Origin of the sequence: Paenibacillus silagei, from assembly GCF_017874735.1 — a bacterium.
Lineage (GTDB): Bacteria > Bacillota > Bacilli > Paenibacillales > Paenibacillaceae > Paenibacillus_AQ > Paenibacillus_AQ silagei.
The window spans coordinates 110,897-127,022 of the sequence record NZ_JAGGLV010000008.1; the positions used below are offsets into that span (position 1 = coordinate 110,897).

Annotated in this window: 15 protein-coding genes and 2 riboswitches; of the genes, 14 read left to right on the top strand and 1 reads right to left on the bottom strand. The window is 53.0% G+C overall.

The features are described 5' to 3' along the window. The first annotated feature begins 103 nt into the window (after positions 1-103). From gerQ to murB, 12 genes are all read left to right on the top strand, one after another. Positions 104-496: a spore coat protein GerQ gene (gene gerQ / locus J2Z70_RS13910; protein ID WP_245368238.1), complete on the top strand. Its 393-nt coding sequence runs from the start codon at positions 104-106 to the stop codon at positions 494-496. Between the two features lie 316 nt (positions 497-812). Beyond that, positions 813-2,129 (top strand): hemolysin family protein, encoded by a 1,317-nt coding sequence (locus J2Z70_RS13915; protein ID WP_036726551.1) that lies wholly within the window; start codon positions 813-815, stop codon positions 2,127-2,129. A gap of 158 nt (positions 2,130-2,287) precedes the next feature. Further along, complete coding sequence (locus J2Z70_RS13920) at positions 2,288-4,207, top strand: sensor histidine kinase (RefSeq protein ID WP_209873820.1); 1,920 nt, start codon at positions 2,288-2,290, stop codon at positions 4,205-4,207. A gap of 93 nt (positions 4,208-4,300) precedes the next feature. Further along, the gene (locus J2Z70_RS13925) at positions 4,301-5,065 is read left to right on the top strand and encodes a DsbA family protein (protein ID WP_209873822.1); all 765 of its coding nucleotides are present in this window, start codon (positions 4,301-4,303) and stop codon (positions 5,063-5,065) included. Beyond that, the gene (locus J2Z70_RS13930; protein WP_209873824.1) at positions 5,062-5,496 is read left to right on the top strand and encodes a disulfide oxidoreductase; all 435 of its coding nucleotides are present in this window, start codon (positions 5,062-5,064) and stop codon (positions 5,494-5,496) included. The genes J2Z70_RS13925 and J2Z70_RS13930 overlap by 4 nt, the downstream gene beginning before the upstream one ends. A gap of 226 nt (positions 5,497-5,722) precedes the next feature. Then, positions 5,723-5,882: riboswitch (cyclic di-AMP (ydaO/yuaA leader) on the top strand. 128 nt (positions 5,883-6,010) lie between these two features. Then, complete coding sequence (locus J2Z70_RS13935; RefSeq protein ID WP_209873826.1) at positions 6,011-7,828, top strand: APC family permease; 1,818 nt, start codon at positions 6,011-6,013, stop codon at positions 7,826-7,828. A 174-nt stretch (positions 7,829-8,002) separates the two neighbouring features. Then, positions 8,003-9,040 (top strand): ABC transporter substrate-binding protein, encoded by a 1,038-nt coding sequence (locus J2Z70_RS13940; RefSeq protein ID WP_209873828.1) that lies wholly within the window; start codon positions 8,003-8,005, stop codon positions 9,038-9,040. Positions 9,041-9,191: 151 nt separating this feature from the next. After that, positions 9,192-10,253 carry a FecCD family ABC transporter permease gene (locus J2Z70_RS13945; RefSeq protein WP_209873831.1) on the top strand — a complete coding sequence of 354 codons (1,062 nt, stop codon included), beginning with the start codon at positions 9,192-9,194 and terminating at the stop codon, positions 10,251-10,253. Further along, positions 10,250-11,284 (top strand): FecCD family ABC transporter permease, encoded by a 1,035-nt coding sequence (locus tag J2Z70_RS13950; protein ID WP_209873834.1) that lies wholly within the window; start codon positions 10,250-10,252, stop codon positions 11,282-11,284. Before J2Z70_RS13945 ends, J2Z70_RS13950 begins: the two co-directional genes overlap by 4 nt. Positions 11,285-11,325: 41 nt before the next feature. Then, entirely contained in the window at positions 11,326-12,132 is an 807-nt protein-coding gene (locus tag J2Z70_RS13955; RefSeq protein ID WP_036726562.1) for an ABC transporter ATP-binding protein, read from the top strand. A 9-nt stretch (positions 12,133-12,141) separates the two neighbouring features. Further along, positions 12,142-12,951: a (2Fe-2S)-binding protein gene (locus J2Z70_RS13960; RefSeq protein ID WP_209873837.1), complete on the top strand. Its 810-nt coding sequence runs from the start codon at positions 12,142-12,144 to the stop codon at positions 12,949-12,951. Positions 12,952-13,118: 167 nt separating this feature from the next. After that, entirely contained in the window at positions 13,119-14,033 is a 915-nt protein-coding gene (murB, locus tag J2Z70_RS13965) for a UDP-N-acetylmuramate dehydrogenase (RefSeq protein ID WP_209873839.1), read from the top strand. A 96-nt stretch (positions 14,034-14,129) separates the two neighbouring features. Here the strand turns inward: murB and ymzB are convergent, their stop codons facing one another. Then, complete coding sequence (gene ymzB, locus J2Z70_RS13970) at positions 14,130-14,465, bottom strand: protein YmzB (protein ID WP_209873842.1); 336 nt, start codon at positions 14,463-14,465, stop codon at positions 14,130-14,132. A gap of 175 nt (positions 14,466-14,640) precedes the next feature. On the opposite strand from ymzB, the gene J2Z70_RS13975 reads away from it, so the two are divergent. Next, positions 14,641-15,381, top strand: a complete 741-nt coding sequence (locus J2Z70_RS13975; RefSeq protein ID WP_209873845.1) for a ZIP family metal transporter — start codon at positions 14,641-14,643, stop codon at positions 15,379-15,381. Between the two features lie 72 nt (positions 15,382-15,453). After that, a riboswitch (PreQ1 riboswitch) is annotated at positions 15,454-15,497 on the top strand. An 83-nt stretch (positions 15,498-15,580) separates the two neighbouring features. Further along, on the top strand, positions 15,581-16,081 hold the full coding sequence (gene queF / locus J2Z70_RS13980) for a preQ(1) synthase (RefSeq protein ID WP_209873850.1): 501 nt from the start codon (positions 15,581-15,583) through the stop codon (positions 16,079-16,081). Positions 16,082-16,126 lie beyond the last annotated feature (45 nt).

Genomic DNA, 16,126 nt, shown 5'->3' on the forward strand with positions numbered 1-16,126 from the left:
CAGCATGAACAATATGAACAATATGAACAATATGAACAATATGAACAATATGAATAATATGGAGAACATGAATAACATGAACAACATGGGGCACATCGGGAATATGGGGAAAATGGGAAACATGGGGAACATGGGCACCATGGTCGCTATGCCGCCTCAGGTCAGCAGCGGCAGTCCCATGATGCCTGGCGGCACGGTGGTCTCCACAGCCGCACCTGTGTTTGAACAGTCCTATGTGGAGAACATATTCCGCCTGAACCTGGGCAAGGTGGGCACCTTCTATTTCACATATGAGAACAACAAGGACTGGAATGCCAAGGTCTATACCGGGGTGCTGGAAGCTGCGGGCCGTGACCACCTGATTATCAGCGACCGTGCTACCGGCCAGCGGGTAGTGCTGCTGATGGTTAACTTTGATTACGCTACTTTCGAAGAGCCGCTTGTCTATCAATATCCGGGCGTTGTCGGGAATCCGCTTGGAGTGCGCAACTGCTAATCCGCTTTTTTCGGCCATTTATCCATAGAATCATCCAAAAACGGCTGTCCGCCTTGGTTTGAGGCGGTCAGCCGTTACTTATGCTCCCGTACGTACATATGCTGTATTTTTCGAGGGGACACGCATGCTTGCTGTTTCACCTAATATATTTATATAATGAAAGTATTATTTATAATCCGTGATTTTGTATAGGAGATGAGGGCATTGGGGAATTGATACGCAAGGGTTCTTTTAGCGTAATCGAGTCTGACATTTTGAGCAAACGAAGGAGGTGGGCCTATCCAGCCGTACAGATTACGGTGGATAGGAGTATAAATTGAGCGACCCTTTACCCGGTATATTACATGTAGGACTTATTATTTTGCTTGTGCTGCTTAACGGTTTTTTCGTTTCGGTGGAGTACGCGATGGTGAAGGTGCGCAGCGGGCGCATTGAATCGCTGATTGAGGAAGGCAGCAAGAGAGCGCTGGCCGCAAGGAACATCGTCCATAATCTGGATGGCTTCCTGTCGGCCTGCCAGCTTGGGGTAACCCTTGCTTCACTTGCACTGGGCTGGCTCGGTGAACCGGCCGTGGCCACGATTGTGGGGCCGCTGGTCAGGGGTCTGGGCTTTGATGATACTACTGTATTTGTCATCTCCCTGATTATTGCCTTCATGTTCATCACGGTTCTCCATATCGTACTCGGCGAGCTTGCACCGAAGACCATTGCTGTGAATAAGGCTGAGGCAGTGCTTCTGTTAACTGCGGGACCGATGAACGTTTTCTACCGGATCATGTTTCCATTCATCTGGGTGGTTAACGGGCTGGCCCGGGGACTGCTGCGGATCTTCCGTCTGACACCGGCTTCCGAGCTGGCTACTGCGCATACGGAGGAAGAAATCCGCATCCTGATGCAGGAGAGTAACAAAAGCGGCTTGATCGACAACACAGAAATGACACTGGTGGATAATATTTTTGGATTTGCCGACACGATGGCCCGGGAGATTATGATTCCGCGTACCGAGATGATCTGTCTGAACACGCATCTGGAGACGGAGGAGAATCTGGAGATTGCCTTCGATGGAATGAGAACCCGGTATCCGGTCTGTGACGGAGACAAGGACCATATTCTTGGCTTCATTCATATTAAGGATATGATCCGGGAGAAGGCGCCGAGCTATAATGAATTGATCCGTCCGATATTGACGGTACCGGAATCGATTCAGATCAGCAGCCTCCTGAAGGTCATGCAGCGTGCCAAGACCCAGATCGCCATTCTTATTGATGAGTACGGCGGTACCTCGGGGATGGTTACACTGGAGGATATTATGGAAGAGATTGTCGGTGAGATTCAGGATGAGTTCGACGAGGAGCGGCCCGGCATTGAGCAGCTGGGAGAGGATGAGTTCTCCGTGGACGGACTGATGCTGATTGAAGAGATTAACGACAAGCTCGGAATCCATATGGAGACTGATGATTATGATACGATCGGCGGCTGGCTGTATTCCAAGCTAGAGGTTAATCCGCCGCAAAAAGGCCAGTCCATTGAGTTCGACAATCATTTATTCGTGGTCGAAGAAACCGATAATAAGCGGATTTCCCGGATCAAGCTGCTGAAGCTGCAGTTATTGACGGAAGAAGCCGGAGCATAAGCTGCTGCATACAATATAAGCATGGCGCTACTACAGCGCTGTGCTTTTTTGTTATAAGGATGAATTGTTCTGACCTATCTCCGATTCGGCCGGATTTAAGGCGGGTAAGGAAGTGTAAATACATGTAATCTATCCGATTCAAGAAAGGGGCGGGAGCGTTGAAGCATCCTTTTAACACTTACAATGATCTGCTTGTCCTCTTGTCGGTTGCGATAGCCTTTCTCTCCTGCTTCACGGCGCTCGATCTGACGGAACGTCTGCTTCGCGGCCAGCGGAGCTCCCGGTTCATCCTGCTCATCTCCCTGGTGCTTGGCACAGGCCTGTGGAGCATGCATTTCATCGGGATGCGTGCCATGGATATGGCCGTTCCGGTATCGTATAATCTGCCGCTACTGGCGTTCTCTCTAGTGATTCCCGTGGCAGCTTCTTATATGCTGTTAGCTATGCTGAATAACCCGCACACCCGCAGCAGGGTCTATCTGGCTCTGGGCGGCCTCTTGTTCAGCAGCGGCATCCTGATTATGCATTTCAGCGGCATTCTGTCGATGAGACTTACGGCAACGTATGAGCAAGGCGCTTTCTCAATTATAATGGCGGTATTGTTCGCCCTGATCGTTCCGGTGGTCACCGCTTCCTACGATCCGAAGTGGCTGGAGCAGGCCTACAATATGTTCAGCTTCAAAAAGCTGCTGCTTGTCCTGACCCTGACCGGCGCGTTCACAGGCATCCATTACGCTGCCATGGCGGGCGCTTCATTCTCTCCAGGAGAACCGTCCAGTGCAGCCGCGCACGTGCTCTATTTGCAGGATTCGATACTGGGAATGATCCTCTGCGGCTCCTTCCTGTTCATTGTGTCGATCGTCCTTGCTCTGTTGTACAGGGACCGGCAGCGGGTACTCCAGTCAGCCGCCTTCAATGAGCAGCGGTATACTGCGCTGTTCGAGCATAACCCTGATATGGTGATTTGCATTGATCCTGCCCGTAAGAAGATAATCAGTGCTAATCCTGCTCTGCGGGATATTACCGGATATAGCAGCGAAGAACTGGGGAATTATAAGGCGATACTATACAGCGAACGGGATGAAGCGGCCGTACGGGATGCCATAACGCGCGCTTCACGGGGGCAGTCCTCCAAGCTGGAGCTGAAGGTACGGAGCAAAGGCGGGGAGCAGCTGATCTGTAGTGTCACCGTCTTTCCTTTGCTGCATCATACGGAGCAGTGGGTCTATATTGTGGCCGAGGATGTGACTGCCCTGATGAAGTATCAGTATGAGCTGCTGGAGGCCAGGGATGCCGCGGAGAGTGCAGTGACGATGAAAAGCGAGTTCCTCGCCACCATGAGTCATGAGATCCGCACGCCGCTGAACGGCATTATCGGTGTCAACCAGCTGCTGTCCGAGGAGATCACCAATCCTGAGCATCTGGAGCTCCTACGGCTTCAGAGTACAAGCAGCCATGCTCTGCTGCATGTGATGAGCGATATTCTCGACATCTCCCGGCTGGAGGCGGATGCCCTCTCGCTGAACAAGGATTCTTTCGGGCTGAAGGCGCTGCTCCAGGGCTGTATGGACCTGTTCCTGGTGAGCACACAAGACAAGCCGTTATCACTGGAGCTTCTGATCGAGGAGGGGCTTCCCGACAAGTTCACCGGGGATGCTGCGCGTATCCGCCAGATTCTGATCAATCTGATCGGCAATGCGGTGAAATTCACGCCATCCGGCACGGTAACGGTTAAGGTGGAGTCCTATGGCGTCAGGGAGACCGCTCAGGCGCTGCAATTCATGGTGCGCGACACTGGCATCGGCATCTCACCGGATAAGCTGCAGCTGCTCTTCCAGTCCTTCTCCCAGGTGGACGGGTCGCATACCCGTAAGTACCCCGGCACGGGTCTGGGCCTTGCGATCTGCAAGAAGCTTGTAGACCTGATGCAAGGAGAGATCTGGGCAGAACCGGCAGAAGGGGGCGGCACACAATTCTTCTTCAGAATTAAGCTGCAGTCGCAGGAGCATTCCCCGGAGGTGTTTTTCGGCAAGGATACAGGGGAAGGGGAGTCAGCAGAGGAGAATGAAGCCGTATAAGACAGCGATTGCCAACAAGAGAGTTAACATTATATAATTTGAAAGTAACTATTCTTTTATCACGATAGTCCTGAGGACGGAAAGGAACTCTCTTTGAGCAAAACAAAAAAGAACAATGTCACGGCTCCCCAGATGAGCAAGCAGGAGAAGCGCAGGGCAGAGCAGGAGCAGCAGAAGCAGAAAACGAGAATTCTGATCGTGAGTACGGTGGCCATCGTCATTATTATTTTTGTAGGCTTATTCATGCTTGCTTCCAAGGATTCTTCGCCTGCAGGCTCAGACAGCAAACCGGTTGCCTTCAATTACAGTGAGATGATGCGGCTGGGCAAGGAGGATGCTCCGGTCAAAATTGTGGAATTCGGCGATTTCAAATGTCCGGCTTGCGCCCAGTTCACCGGTGTGATCAAGCCGCAGATCGTTCAGGGCTATGTCGATCAGAATAAAGCAGCCTTCTATTTCGTGAATCTGGCCTTCATCGGCAAGGATTCCAGAACGGCCTCCCTGGCAGCGCTATCGGTCTATCATCAGAACCAGGAAGCGTTCTGGAAGTATTTCGATGCGATCTATGCCAATCAGGGGAATGAAGAGAAGGAATGGGCTACACCTGACTTCCTGGTGAGTCTCGCCAAGCAGCTGGAGCTGCCGGTGGATTACGACCTGCTGCGCAAGGACATTGACGAGCGTACCTACGTAAGCGAGCTGGAGCGGGATATTCAGCTTGGCACCGATACGGGCGTAACGAATACGCCTTCCTTGTACGTGAACGGCATCAAGGTGAAGGAGCCTTTCAATATGGAGGCGATTGACGCCCAGATTCAGGCAGCAACAGCAGCAGCGGGAGCAGGGACCGCCCAATGACCGCCTTCTCTGCCTTCTGCCGGCGTAACTGTCTCTACTTGGCCTGGTTCGTCTGTGTGGTGGCTGTAGCAGGAAGCCTGTATCTCAGTGAGGTCCTAAATTACGAGCCCTGTAAGCTGTGCTGGTTCCAGCGGATCTTCATGTATCCGCAGCTGTTCCTGCTGGGGATCGCCACCTACCGGGCGGACAAGCGGATCATTCCATACGTGCTTCCCCTTAGTCTGATCGGCGGCAGCATCTCCATATATCATTATGCGGAGCAAAAAATTCCGGCGCTCAGCAAGGTGCTTCCCTGTACCATCGGCGTACCGTGCAACAAGGATTATCTGAACTGGTTCGGATTTATAACGATCCCTCTGCTTGCACTTATAGCCTTTGCCTTAATCTCCATTCTGCTCTGGACAGGACGCAAAGAGGAGCCTGCGGAGTAAGAAGCTGACGGGCAGAAGGAAGAGAAGAGAATACCCTTAATTTTAGTAAAAAATAATATGCAAAAACCCTGTAAAATCACGTGGTAAAGGGATAATGAAAGAGAATGAAAGATCAAGACATACCGGATGATGAATTTGGTTGTTTTGAGTGCTTTTCATTCTTTTTTCATTTGTTTCCACGCTTTACGGAAGACGTGTTGTAGCTTAATATTAGTCCTTGTGAGAAGTTGAATATGCGCTGAATTTTCTGGAAGGAAAAACGGGGGAACCACACTTTGGCTAAGGCCAAAAGGGGTGAATCGGAGCAGGCTACTTGACCTGTAACCGTAGGGCTACCACAGTCCGAATCCGCCAGCTAACCTCGTAAGCCACTAGTGGGATAATGACCATGCACACTAAGGCATGCGGATCATTTCCGTATGCTTATTTTGGTGCCTGCATTTATGAAATCCACTTATGAAAACAGCGCAGGGAAACCCGTTTCAACTTAACCAAGAGAGGAACTGTTACTACAATGGTAAGCAAGGTAAAACGACTATTGATCGGGCGTCCGATGAAGTCGAACGAACTCGATCATGAAAAGTTATCCAAGGTGAAAGCACTGGCTGTCCTGTCTTCTGATGCGCTCTCGTCTGTAGCCTACGGAACAGAACAAATTCTGATTGTACTGGTGGCCGCCGGGTTCACCGCTATCTGGTACTCCTTGCCAATTGCATTAGCCGTATTGGGCCTGCTGGCTATTCTGATTCTGTCCTACCGGCAGACGATCTTCGCTTACCCCCAAGGCGGGGGCGCGTATATTGTCGCCAAAAGCAATCTAGGGGTTCATACCGGCTTACTGGCCGGCGGCTCTCTGCTGGTGGATTACATTCTGACGGTGGCGGTAAGCGCCTCGGCGGGGACGGATGCAATCACTTCAGCTTTTCCAAGTCTGCATAATCATAGTGTTCTGATAGCGGTATCTGTTATCGTGCTCTTAACGATTGTTAACCTGCGGGGAGTGACCGAATCGGCCTCCTTCATTGCTATCCCGGTCTATCTGTTCGTTGTTTCCATCTTCGTGCTCATCATCTCGGGGGTCTTCAAATATATGACCGGCGGCGCCCATGCCCATGTTCCTGAGATCGGCTCGGCGGTATCGAACGTGAGTATGTTCCTGCTGCTGAAGGCCTTCAGCTCCGGCTGTTCGGCTCTGACCGGGGTAGAAGCGGTCTCCAATGCCATTCCTAACTTCAAAGCGCCCGCGGAGAAAAATGCAGCCAAAACGCTGATGCTCATGGGCCTCATTCTCGGGGTAATGTTCACAGGTATTACGCTGCTCGCTTACTGGTACGGTATCATGCCTGATGAGAAGGCCACCGTGGTCTCACAGATTACCGAATCTACCTTCGGCCGCGGCGGACTGTACTTCTTCATTCAGGGGATTACGGCGGTTATCCTGTTCCTGGCAGCCAATACGGCTTACTCGGCCTTCCCGCTGCTGGCGTTCATGTTCGCCAAAGACAAATATCTGCCCCATGCCTTCATGGTGCGCGGCGACCGGCTGGGCTTCTCCAACGGTATTATTTTCCTCGGTGTCATGTCGGCTGTGCTGGTGGCGGCGTTTCACGGGAATACGGAAGGACTCATTCCATTATATGCAGTAGGGGTATTCATTCCGTTCACGCTGTCGCAGCTGGGCATGATGGTCCAATGGTACAGAACGAAGCCGAAAGGCTGGCAGAGCAAGTTCGCCGTCAATACGGTGGGGATGCTCACTACATTAACGATCACCCTGATTTTCATAATCACTAAATTCTCCAGCGTGTGGATGGCCTTCATCTTCCTGCCGGCTGTTATCATCGTGTTCCACCGGATTCACCGCCATTATATGAATATTGCCGATCAGCTGCGGATCTGTCCGGCTACCGATAAGCCTTGTATCAAAGGAAGCACCGTAGTCGTTCCGGTCGCCGGTGTGACTCGTGCTGTACTGCATTCGATCAGCTATGCGAAGTCATTGACAGATAATGTGGTCGCTGTATATGTAGGCTTCGATGAAGAAGAGATTCACAAAATGGAGCAGAAGTGGGAGGAGTGGAACCCCGGCGTACGCCTGATCGTCCTGCGCTCCCGCTACCGCAGCATTATCCGCCCGCTGGTGAAGTTCATCGATACAGTAGAGTGGAAGACCTCTTCAACGGATCATATTACCGTCCTGATTCCGCAATTCGTGACCAAGCACTGGTGGCAGGCGGTGCTGCATAATCAGACCAGCTTGTTCATCCGCTCTTATCTGATGAATCAGAAGGACATTGTCATCGCCACGGTTCCTTTCCATCTGCATAAATAATATAGAAGAGTATATGAAGACGGCTGTTTCTGCTTAATGCGGAGGCGGCCGTTTTTACGTTATTATAAGTTATTGGTTGACATAGAGAATGAGAATCAATATCATCAGTATAGACAAGATGAAGGTAAAAGAGCTTTTGCCAATCATGAGGGTAACATACAGGAGGGGTATTCAATGTTTTCGTTCAACCTGCAAGGATCAAGAAGCGGGAAGCTGGCGGTGGCCGGACTTGTGACTACAACACTGCTGCTGTCCGCTTGCGGAAATAATAGTAGCAACGCAGGCAGTAACGGTGGAGCAGGCACCGCACCTGCGGCAACCGCAGAAGCGACTGCGGAGGCCACTGCGGTACCTGCAGCAACTGCTGCACCCGCTGTGGAGAAGACCGTAACGGATGCAATGGGACATCAGGTGACCGTTCCCGCTAATCCGCAGCGTGTAATTGCTTCTTATCTGGAGGATTATCTGGTAGCACTCGGCGTGACTCCGGTTGCCCAGTGGTCTACGAAGAATGGTACTCAGGCTTACCTGGCCGCTGAGCTTAAGGACGTTCCGCCGATCAGCTATGACCTGCCGCTTGAAGCCGTCACCAGCTTCACGCCGGATTTTCACATCGTCCAGTCGGAGGGCTCGGTTCAGAATGGTCTTTATGACCAGCTGAATAAGATTGCACCAACCTATGTACTCGGCGATGAGGTCAGCAGTGACTGGCGCGCAGCCTTGCTCAAGATCGGTGAGCTGCTCAATAAGACACCGGAAGCGGAGAAGGCTATTGCAGACTATGACCAGAAAGCGGCTTCAGCCAAAGCGGCTGTCTCAGCGGCAATCGGCGATGATTCAGTAGCGGTTCTGTGGCTGGTATCAAAGAATTTCTTCATTGTAGATGAGACCCGCAGCAGCGGTGCGGTATTGTATGGCGATCTTGGAGTGAAGCTCCCGAATCTCGTGACCGACATTCCTGCAGAATCCAGAGCACCGTGGAACCCGATTTCACTGGAGAAATTATCTGAGCTGACTGCAGAGCATATCATTCTGGTGAATAGTGACAAGGCAAGCGGAGCTGAGATTACAGAAGGTGCAGTCTGGAAGGGAATTCCGGCCGTTAAGGCAGGGAATGTTCATGAATTCGGCAAAGATACCAGCTGGCTGTATAGCGGCCCTATAGCCAATTCCAAGACCATCGATGATATTCTGAGCAGTTTTGTGAAATAGGTCTTTACCGGCCGGAGAATTGTGCAGGCTTTTATATCCTCAGGATATAGAAGCCTGCCTCTTTTTTAAGTTGAACAATATTCATATCTTTGCGATAATGAGAATCATAATCATCTATATTTCCCTAATAATCCTGATAAGGAGACGGCATATGGCTTCATCCACAGATTCTGCTCTACAAGCTCCTTCTGTTGAAGGGAACACATCTGTCCGGTCGCGGCCGCTTGCCGCTGCTGTTATTCTGGTGCTGGGAATAGCAGCGATTGTCTTCGGCCTGATGGTATCCGTATCGGTTGGTGCGGCGGATATCCGGCTGGCTACCGTATGGGAGGCGGTGTTCCGGTTCAATCCGGAGCTGCCCCAGCATCAGGTCATCCGGGAGCTGCGGATTCCCCGGGCTGCCGCAGGAGCGCTGGTCGGCGCATGTTTTGCCGTTGCCGGTGCGATTATGCAGGGGATGACCCGCAACCCGCTGGCGGATTCCGGACTGCTTGGTCTTAATGCAGGTGCGGGCGTTGGACTGGCCCTGGCTTTTGCCTTCGCGCCAACACTATCCTTCTCGTACATCATGCTGTACTGCTTTCTTGGAGCGGCTGTAGCCTCACTGCTGGTATTCGGGATCGGATCGCTCTCCCATAGCGGACTGACCCCGCTTCGGCTGACCCTCGCCGGTGCGGCAGTAAGCGCCATGCTGCTGGCGGTCAGCCAGGGCATTGCTATCCTGTTCAGCCTCTCCCAGGATATCGCCTTTTGGATGGCTGGGGGGATTGGCGGAGCGAGCTGGAAGCAGCTGCAGGTAATATCTCCTTGGGTCGCGGCGGCCCTGATCGGTGCGCTGATGTTGTCGCGTTCGATTACGCTACTGAGCCTGGGCAGGGATGTTGCAGCAGGTCTCGGACAGCGCACCGGTCTGGTACAGACTGCAGGGATGATTATTGTCGTCATCCTCGCCGGAGCGGCAGTCTCCACGGTGGGGCCGATCGCTTTTGTCGGATTAATGATTCCGCATATTACGCGTTACCTCGTTGGGGTTGACTACCGCTGGATTATTCCCTGCTCCGCAGTCCTTGGAAGCATTCTGGTCCTGGTGGCCGATATTGCGGCCAGGATGATTAATGCGCCATACGAAACACCAATAGGTGCCTTAATTGCAGTATTCGGCGTACCGTTCTTCATCTATCTGGCCAGTAAACGCAAGGGGGAGCTGAAATGAACCGTTCCACCTCATTCCCCCCGGCCAAGCCGCGCCGTTCCAGAGAGGCTGGTATTCTGACACTGCTTGCTGTGCTTATCGTCATTCTGTTTCTGGTCAGTATGAATACCGGCTTAATGCGTCTGTCACCGCTCGAAGTTCTACATACCCTATCCGGCAACGGCACCAAGCAGCAGCAGCTGATTCTGTTTGATTTCCGGCTGCCGCGCATCGTGATCTCCTTGCTGATTGGTGCAGGCTTCGCGGTAGCCGGAGTGATTCTGCAAGGCTTGTCGCGTAATGCTCTCGCTGAGCCTTCCACCCTGGGGATCAATGCCGGAGCCGGATTCGCTGTACTGATCTTTATCTCCTTTGTACCGGCTACTACAGCAGCTCCGATCCTCGTGCTTCCGCTACTGGCGCTTGCAGGAGCCTCGCTTACTGCAACACTGATCTACTTCCTGTCTTACAGGAGGGAGGATGGGCTCTCGCCGACACGGCTGATCCTGATCGGGATTGCTGTGGGTGCCGGGATATACGCTTTTCAGCTTATTTTGTCATTAAGACTCGACCCGCAGAATTATCAGTTCGTAGCCATCTGGCTAGCCGGCAAAATCTGGGGCGGAGACTGGCGGTTTGTGCTGGCCCTGCTGCCCTGGATATTGATCCTGCTGCCCTTCGCATTCTACAAAGCCCGGGTGCTCAACGTACTGAATCTGGGCGATGAGCTCTCCAAGGGACTGGGCCTGCCGCTCGAACGGGAACGGCGGTGGCTGCTGGCTGTGGCTGTTGCGCTGGCAGGAGCCTGTGTATCGGTAAGCGGCAGCATTGGTTTTGTCGGGCTAATTGCGCCGCACCTGGCCCGCAGGCTGGTCGGCCCGCGCCATCAGATCCTGCTGCCTGCGGCTGCCCTGATCGGAGCCCTGCTGCTGCTTACGGCAGATACGATCGGTCGCTGGATCCTGCAGCCTGCGGAGGTACCAACTGGTATCGTAGTAGCGATTATTGGAGCACCGTACTTTTTATATCTTTTGGCCACATCGAAAGCGTAGTACAGGGATGTATATATTAAAAAATCTAAGGAGTGTTTATCATGTCGGAACGTTTAAATACAGAGCAGCTGAGCATCGGATATGCGGAGACTATGATTGTAAAGGGGCTGAATCTATCGCTTCCGACAGGGAAGATTACAGCGCTTGTCGGGGCGAACGGCTCGGGGAAGTCCACGATTCTGAAGACAATGGCCCGGATCATGAAGCCGAAGAGCGGCAATGTAATGCTTGACGGGAAGTCCATTCACAATCTCTCCACCAAAGAGGTGGCCCGCCAGCTGGCGATTCTGCCGCAGAATCCTACTGCCCCGGACGGATTAACGGTATCTGAGCTGGTAGGATATGGACGGTATCCGCATCAGAAGGGCTTCGGCAGCCTGACGCCTGAAGACCGCAGCATTATTGCCGAGGCGATTGAATTGACCGGCATGAATGAATTCCGTGACCGGCCGATTGACCGTCTCTCCGGCGGACAACGGCAGCGGGCCTGGATCGCCATGGCGCTGGCCCAGCAGACGGATATTCTGTTCCTTGACGAGCCGACGACCTTCCTGGATATGGCCCATCAGCTGGAGGTGCTTCAGCTGCTGCAGAAGCTCAATGAGCAGGAAGGCCGGACAATTATTATGGTTGTCCATGATTTGAACCATGCCTCCCGTTACGCGCAGCATATGGTAGCGATCAAATCCGGTAATGTGATCAGCGAAGGCGCTCCGAATGAGGTAATGACACCGGCGGTGCTGCGCGAGGTATTCGGCATTGAGGCGGATATTGTACCTGATCCGCGTACAGGTGTGCCGCTCTGTCTGCCTTACGAGCTGGCTGCGTACAAAGTTGCCGGGCTGTAGGAGAGGAACATGAATGAATTTCTGAGGCAAGAATATAAGTCTAAATTTGACCTCCATCTTGAGGTGCCCGACGGAGCCGTGTATTCCTTCGCTGCTGCTGAGCTGGCAGAGGAGGGCGGGATGAGGGCCTTCATGGAGGCTTACCGGCCGCTGATGAAGGCGCTTGACGATAAAGCGGCCGGTGCGTACTTCGGCGGTTATCTGAGCATTATGGCACTCGCGGTCCAGTATTCCGTGACCGGCTTCTTGTGCGTACCGGACTTCAGCTTACGGAACCTTCAACTGCATCTTGTTCCGGCAGATGGCTACTGCAGAATTGCCTTCTCGCTTCGTGAATGGGGGATGGTACAAGCTCCGGCAGATGAGCCGGGCCGGAAGGCTTGGCGCAATGCGGCGTTAACCAGCTTCTACCAGAACACAGCCGGGCCGCTGATCCGGATGGCTTCACAGGTGAGCGGACTTTCGCCCGGGGAGATCTGGGGACAGCTGCCGACCAAATTCAACTATTATGCGGAAGCCTTTGCTGCTGAACTGACAGATCCGCTCCTGCTTCGCCGGCTGGAGGAGGATTACGCGTATCTGAAGGATGAGCTGCCCGCTGCCGTATTCGGGATGCCGCGGAATCCGTTCCAGGTGAAGGTCCGGAGAATTGAATCGCTCACGGACCCGCAGCAGACGGTTCAGCTGCGTAACCGCTGCTGTATGTATTACCGGACTGAGGGCGGACGACTGTGTTATACCTGCCCCCGGATGAAGGAAGAGGAGCGGTCCGCACGGCGGGAGGAATTCCGTGCCGAGCGCGCAGCGGCTGGCGAATAGGGTATAATTGGGAATTTCGAAACATAATAATGCTGTATGCAGCTTCTTAACAGGCTCCTGTCATTGACAAGGGAGCCTGTTCGTTGTTAAAGTTGTGGTTGCTGAAGCCGTAATTAACCGGCAGCGAGCACGACATTATCTTGTTTATAGAGTTAGGAGCATGAAGAATGAATATTGACAACATATATGAGGATTTGCAGCCGCTTGTTACAGCAGGCTCACTGAAACGCCGGGAGAGCCTTAAGAATCTGGTCTATACCCGCATGGGCGGCGAAGCAGATATTTTGGCTGCTCCTGTTACATATGAAGAGATCCAGAGCATCTATGCTTATGCCCAGGATCATCAGATCCCGCTTACGATTCTCGGCAACGGCTCCAATGTGATTATCCGGGACGGAGGCATCCGCGGCATCGTGCTCCAGACCTCGGATCTGTCCGGGATAGGCATCCGTGACGGGCTGCTCTATGCGCAGTGCGGGGCGAAGATTATCGATGTCTCGGGCTATGCGCTGGAGCAGAAGCTGACCGGTCTGGAATTCGCCTGCGGCATCCCCGGCACGGTAGGCGGGGCGCTATATATGAATGCTGGAGCCTACGGCGGGGAAGTGAAGGATGTGCTGCACAGTGCGCTCGTGATCGATCAGAACGGGCAACTCCTTACCCTGCACAGCGATCAGCTGCAATGGGGATACCGCAGCAGCATCTTCGCCACTGGACAATATATTGTGCTGGAGGCGAGATTCAAGCTTCTGCCAGGCGATCCAGCCGCGATTAAGGCGTCCATGGATGAGTTAACCTATCTGCGGGAATCGAAGCAACCGCTGGAGTATCCGTCCTGCGGCAGTGTATTCAAGCGGCCGCCGGGCCGGTTCGCGGGGCAGCTGATTCAGGAGAGCGGACTCCAGGGGACGCGCATCGGAGGCGCAGAGGTCTCACGCAAGCATGCGGGCTTCATTATCAACGCCGACAATGCAACGGCCAGCGATTATATCGGATTGATCCAGCATGTACGCTCAGCGGTGAAGCACAAGTTCGATGTGGAGCTGGAGACGGAAGTGGAGATTATCGGGGAAGAATTGTAGGCGATAGTTGTGGAAACAGAGGGTGCAGTCCTAAGCCGGAATGTTGGCTTAGGACTGCACCCTCCTTAGATTCTTACGGCCGGAGCCGCCGGATAATCAGCTTACAGCCAGTGAATATTTCGCCCGGCTCGTTTGCAGATCCACCTTGGCTTCGGACAATTCATGAAGCTGCAGCCCGCTTACTGCCAGCTCATATCCCGGCTGCGGCAGGGGCACCAGCTCTCCATCTGCATTCAGGGTACTGCCTGTCCCGCGCAGAATGACCGCACTGTCCAGATAATCATCGATGACATCGTCAGCGTTCCGGTAGTCAACGGTCTCCAGCTTGAAATGGACGGTGTCCAGGTCATCCAGCTCCCGTTTTTCAATGACCAGTGTTATACCCTTGCGGGCTTCCAGCCAATCTATAAGCTTCTGTACGTTTGCTTCCATCGTATGATCCCATCCTTCGGTTAATAGAGATTGTTAATTCTAAGTTACCCCTTTCCATGCAAATGAATCCGTGCAAATTAGTTGAACTATGCAAGGTGTTTGCCGTTCTTCATTCGTGTGTAAACTATTCTTATGCATTGTAATAATGCCAATATCTTATAAGAAGGTGAAGCGGATGGGAAACGCATTGTTATGGGGCGCAGTCTCCGGCTCGGCGGTCTTGATTGGCGCACTCTTGGCCTTATTCCTGCGGATTCCGAATAAGCTGATCGGCTTCATTATGGCGTTCGGGACCGGTGTCCTGATCGGCGCAGCGGCATATGAATTGCTAGAGGATTCGGCCAGTGACGGCGGACTGGCCCCGACGATTATCGGGTTCACCGCTGGAGCACTGGTGTTCACGGTGTTCGACTGGCTGATCTCGCGTAAAGGCGGAGCCGGACGCAAGCGCTCAGCCAGAGCCTCTTCAGGGAAGAGCGATGCCAAGGGCGGAGGGCTGGCTATTTTTGCCGGAACGGTACTGGATGCGATTCCTGAATCGATCATGATTGGCGCAAGTCTCATTGCGGGTCAAGGCGTTAGCGTACTGCTGGTCATTGCCATCTTCATCAGCAATATTCCCGAAGGCTTGTCCAGCACGGCTGGACTGAAGCAGGACGGCTATGGCAAAAGCAAGATTATGCTGCTCTGGCTCGGCGTACTCGCTATCTCCACACTGGCCTCAGGGGCGGGATATGAGTTCATGGATCACGCAAGCGGGTATACGGAAGCGCTGATTGCCTCTTTTGCCGGGGGAGGGATTATTGCTATGGTGTCCTCCAGCATGATGCCCGAAGCCTACGAAGAAGGGGGGCCGCTCACGGGGTTCATCGCTGCGATGGGACTGCTGTGCTCGCTGATTCTGGATCAGCTGTGAGGGTTGTCAAGCCTGCTGCAATCATGGTATAGTTCAAGACGCACCAAGATAAAGAAGGAATCTGCGCCGCGCGCAGGAGAGGTTCGCGAACTCCCTCTATAAAAAACTAAGCTATTTTTAGTAGAGCCAGGTTTTCGAAATCTCGTTCTTCTTTCCAGTTCAGGCCAGGGGCCTAGGGAAAAGAGAGGGGTTTTTTGTCATGTCAGAAGGCAGAATGCAAAAGGAAATGCAGGAGGTTACCCTGCTGGGCAACCAAGGCACGCAGTACAAGTTCGGCTATGATCCGGGGATTCTGGAGGCGTTCGATAACAAGCATCCCGGCCGCGATTATTTCGTCAAATTCAACTGTCCCGAGTTCACCAGCCTGTGTCCCGTGACCGGTCAGCCGGATTTCGGGGTGATGTATATCTCGTACATTCCTGATATCCGAATGGTGGAATCGAAGTCACTGAAGCTCTATCTGTTCAGCTTCCGCAATCATGGGGATTTCCATGAGGACTGTGTCAACATTATTATGAATGATCTGATCTCGCTGATGGAGCCGCGTTATATCGAAGTGTGGGGCAAATTCACGCCGCGCGGCGGCATTTCCATCGATCCTTACTGCAACTGGGGGCGTCCGGGAACCAAATATGAGGCGATGGCCGAGCACCGGCTGATGAATCATGATCTGTATCCCGAGAAAGTGGACAACCGTTAATCCGCAGAAGCCAGCTTCACAGAGCAATCAGGAGGAGAGATCATT

What these genes read in the sequence shown, in the direction of transcription:
- gerQ (WP_245368238.1), top strand. Translation starts at nt 104, where the DNA reads ATGGGGAAAATGGGAAACATGGGGAACATGGGCACCATGGTCGCTATG.
- J2Z70_RS13930 (WP_209873824.1), top strand. Translation starts at nt 5,062, where the DNA reads ATGACCGCCTTCTCTGCCTTCTGCCGGCGTAACTGTCTCTACTTGGCC.
- J2Z70_RS13935 (WP_209873826.1), top strand. Translation starts at nt 6,011, where the DNA reads ATGGTAAGCAAGGTAAAACGACTATTGATCGGGCGTCCGATGAAGTCG.
- J2Z70_RS13940 (WP_209873828.1), top strand. Translation starts at nt 8,003, where the DNA reads ATGTTTTCGTTCAACCTGCAAGGATCAAGAAGCGGGAAGCTGGCGGTG.
- J2Z70_RS13945 (WP_209873831.1), top strand. Translation starts at nt 9,192, where the DNA reads ATGGCTTCATCCACAGATTCTGCTCTACAAGCTCCTTCTGTTGAAGGG.
- J2Z70_RS13950 (WP_209873834.1), top strand. Translation starts at nt 10,250, where the DNA reads ATGAACCGTTCCACCTCATTCCCCCCGGCCAAGCCGCGCCGTTCCAGA.
- J2Z70_RS13955 (WP_036726562.1), top strand. Translation starts at nt 11,326, where the DNA reads ATGTCGGAACGTTTAAATACAGAGCAGCTGAGCATCGGATATGCGGAG.
- J2Z70_RS13960 (WP_209873837.1), top strand. Translation starts at nt 12,142, where the DNA reads ATGAATGAATTTCTGAGGCAAGAATATAAGTCTAAATTTGACCTCCAT.
- murB (WP_209873839.1), top strand. Translation starts at nt 13,119, where the DNA reads ATGAATATTGACAACATATATGAGGATTTGCAGCCGCTTGTTACAGCA.
- ymzB (WP_209873842.1), bottom strand. Translation starts at nt 14,465, where the DNA reads ATGGAAGCAAACGTACAGAAGCTTATAGATTGGCTGGAAGCCCGCAAG.
- J2Z70_RS13975 (WP_209873845.1), top strand. Translation starts at nt 14,641, where the DNA reads ATGGGAAACGCATTGTTATGGGGCGCAGTCTCCGGCTCGGCGGTCTTG.
- queF (WP_209873850.1), top strand. Translation starts at nt 15,581, where the DNA reads ATGTCAGAAGGCAGAATGCAAAAGGAAATGCAGGAGGTTACCCTGCTG.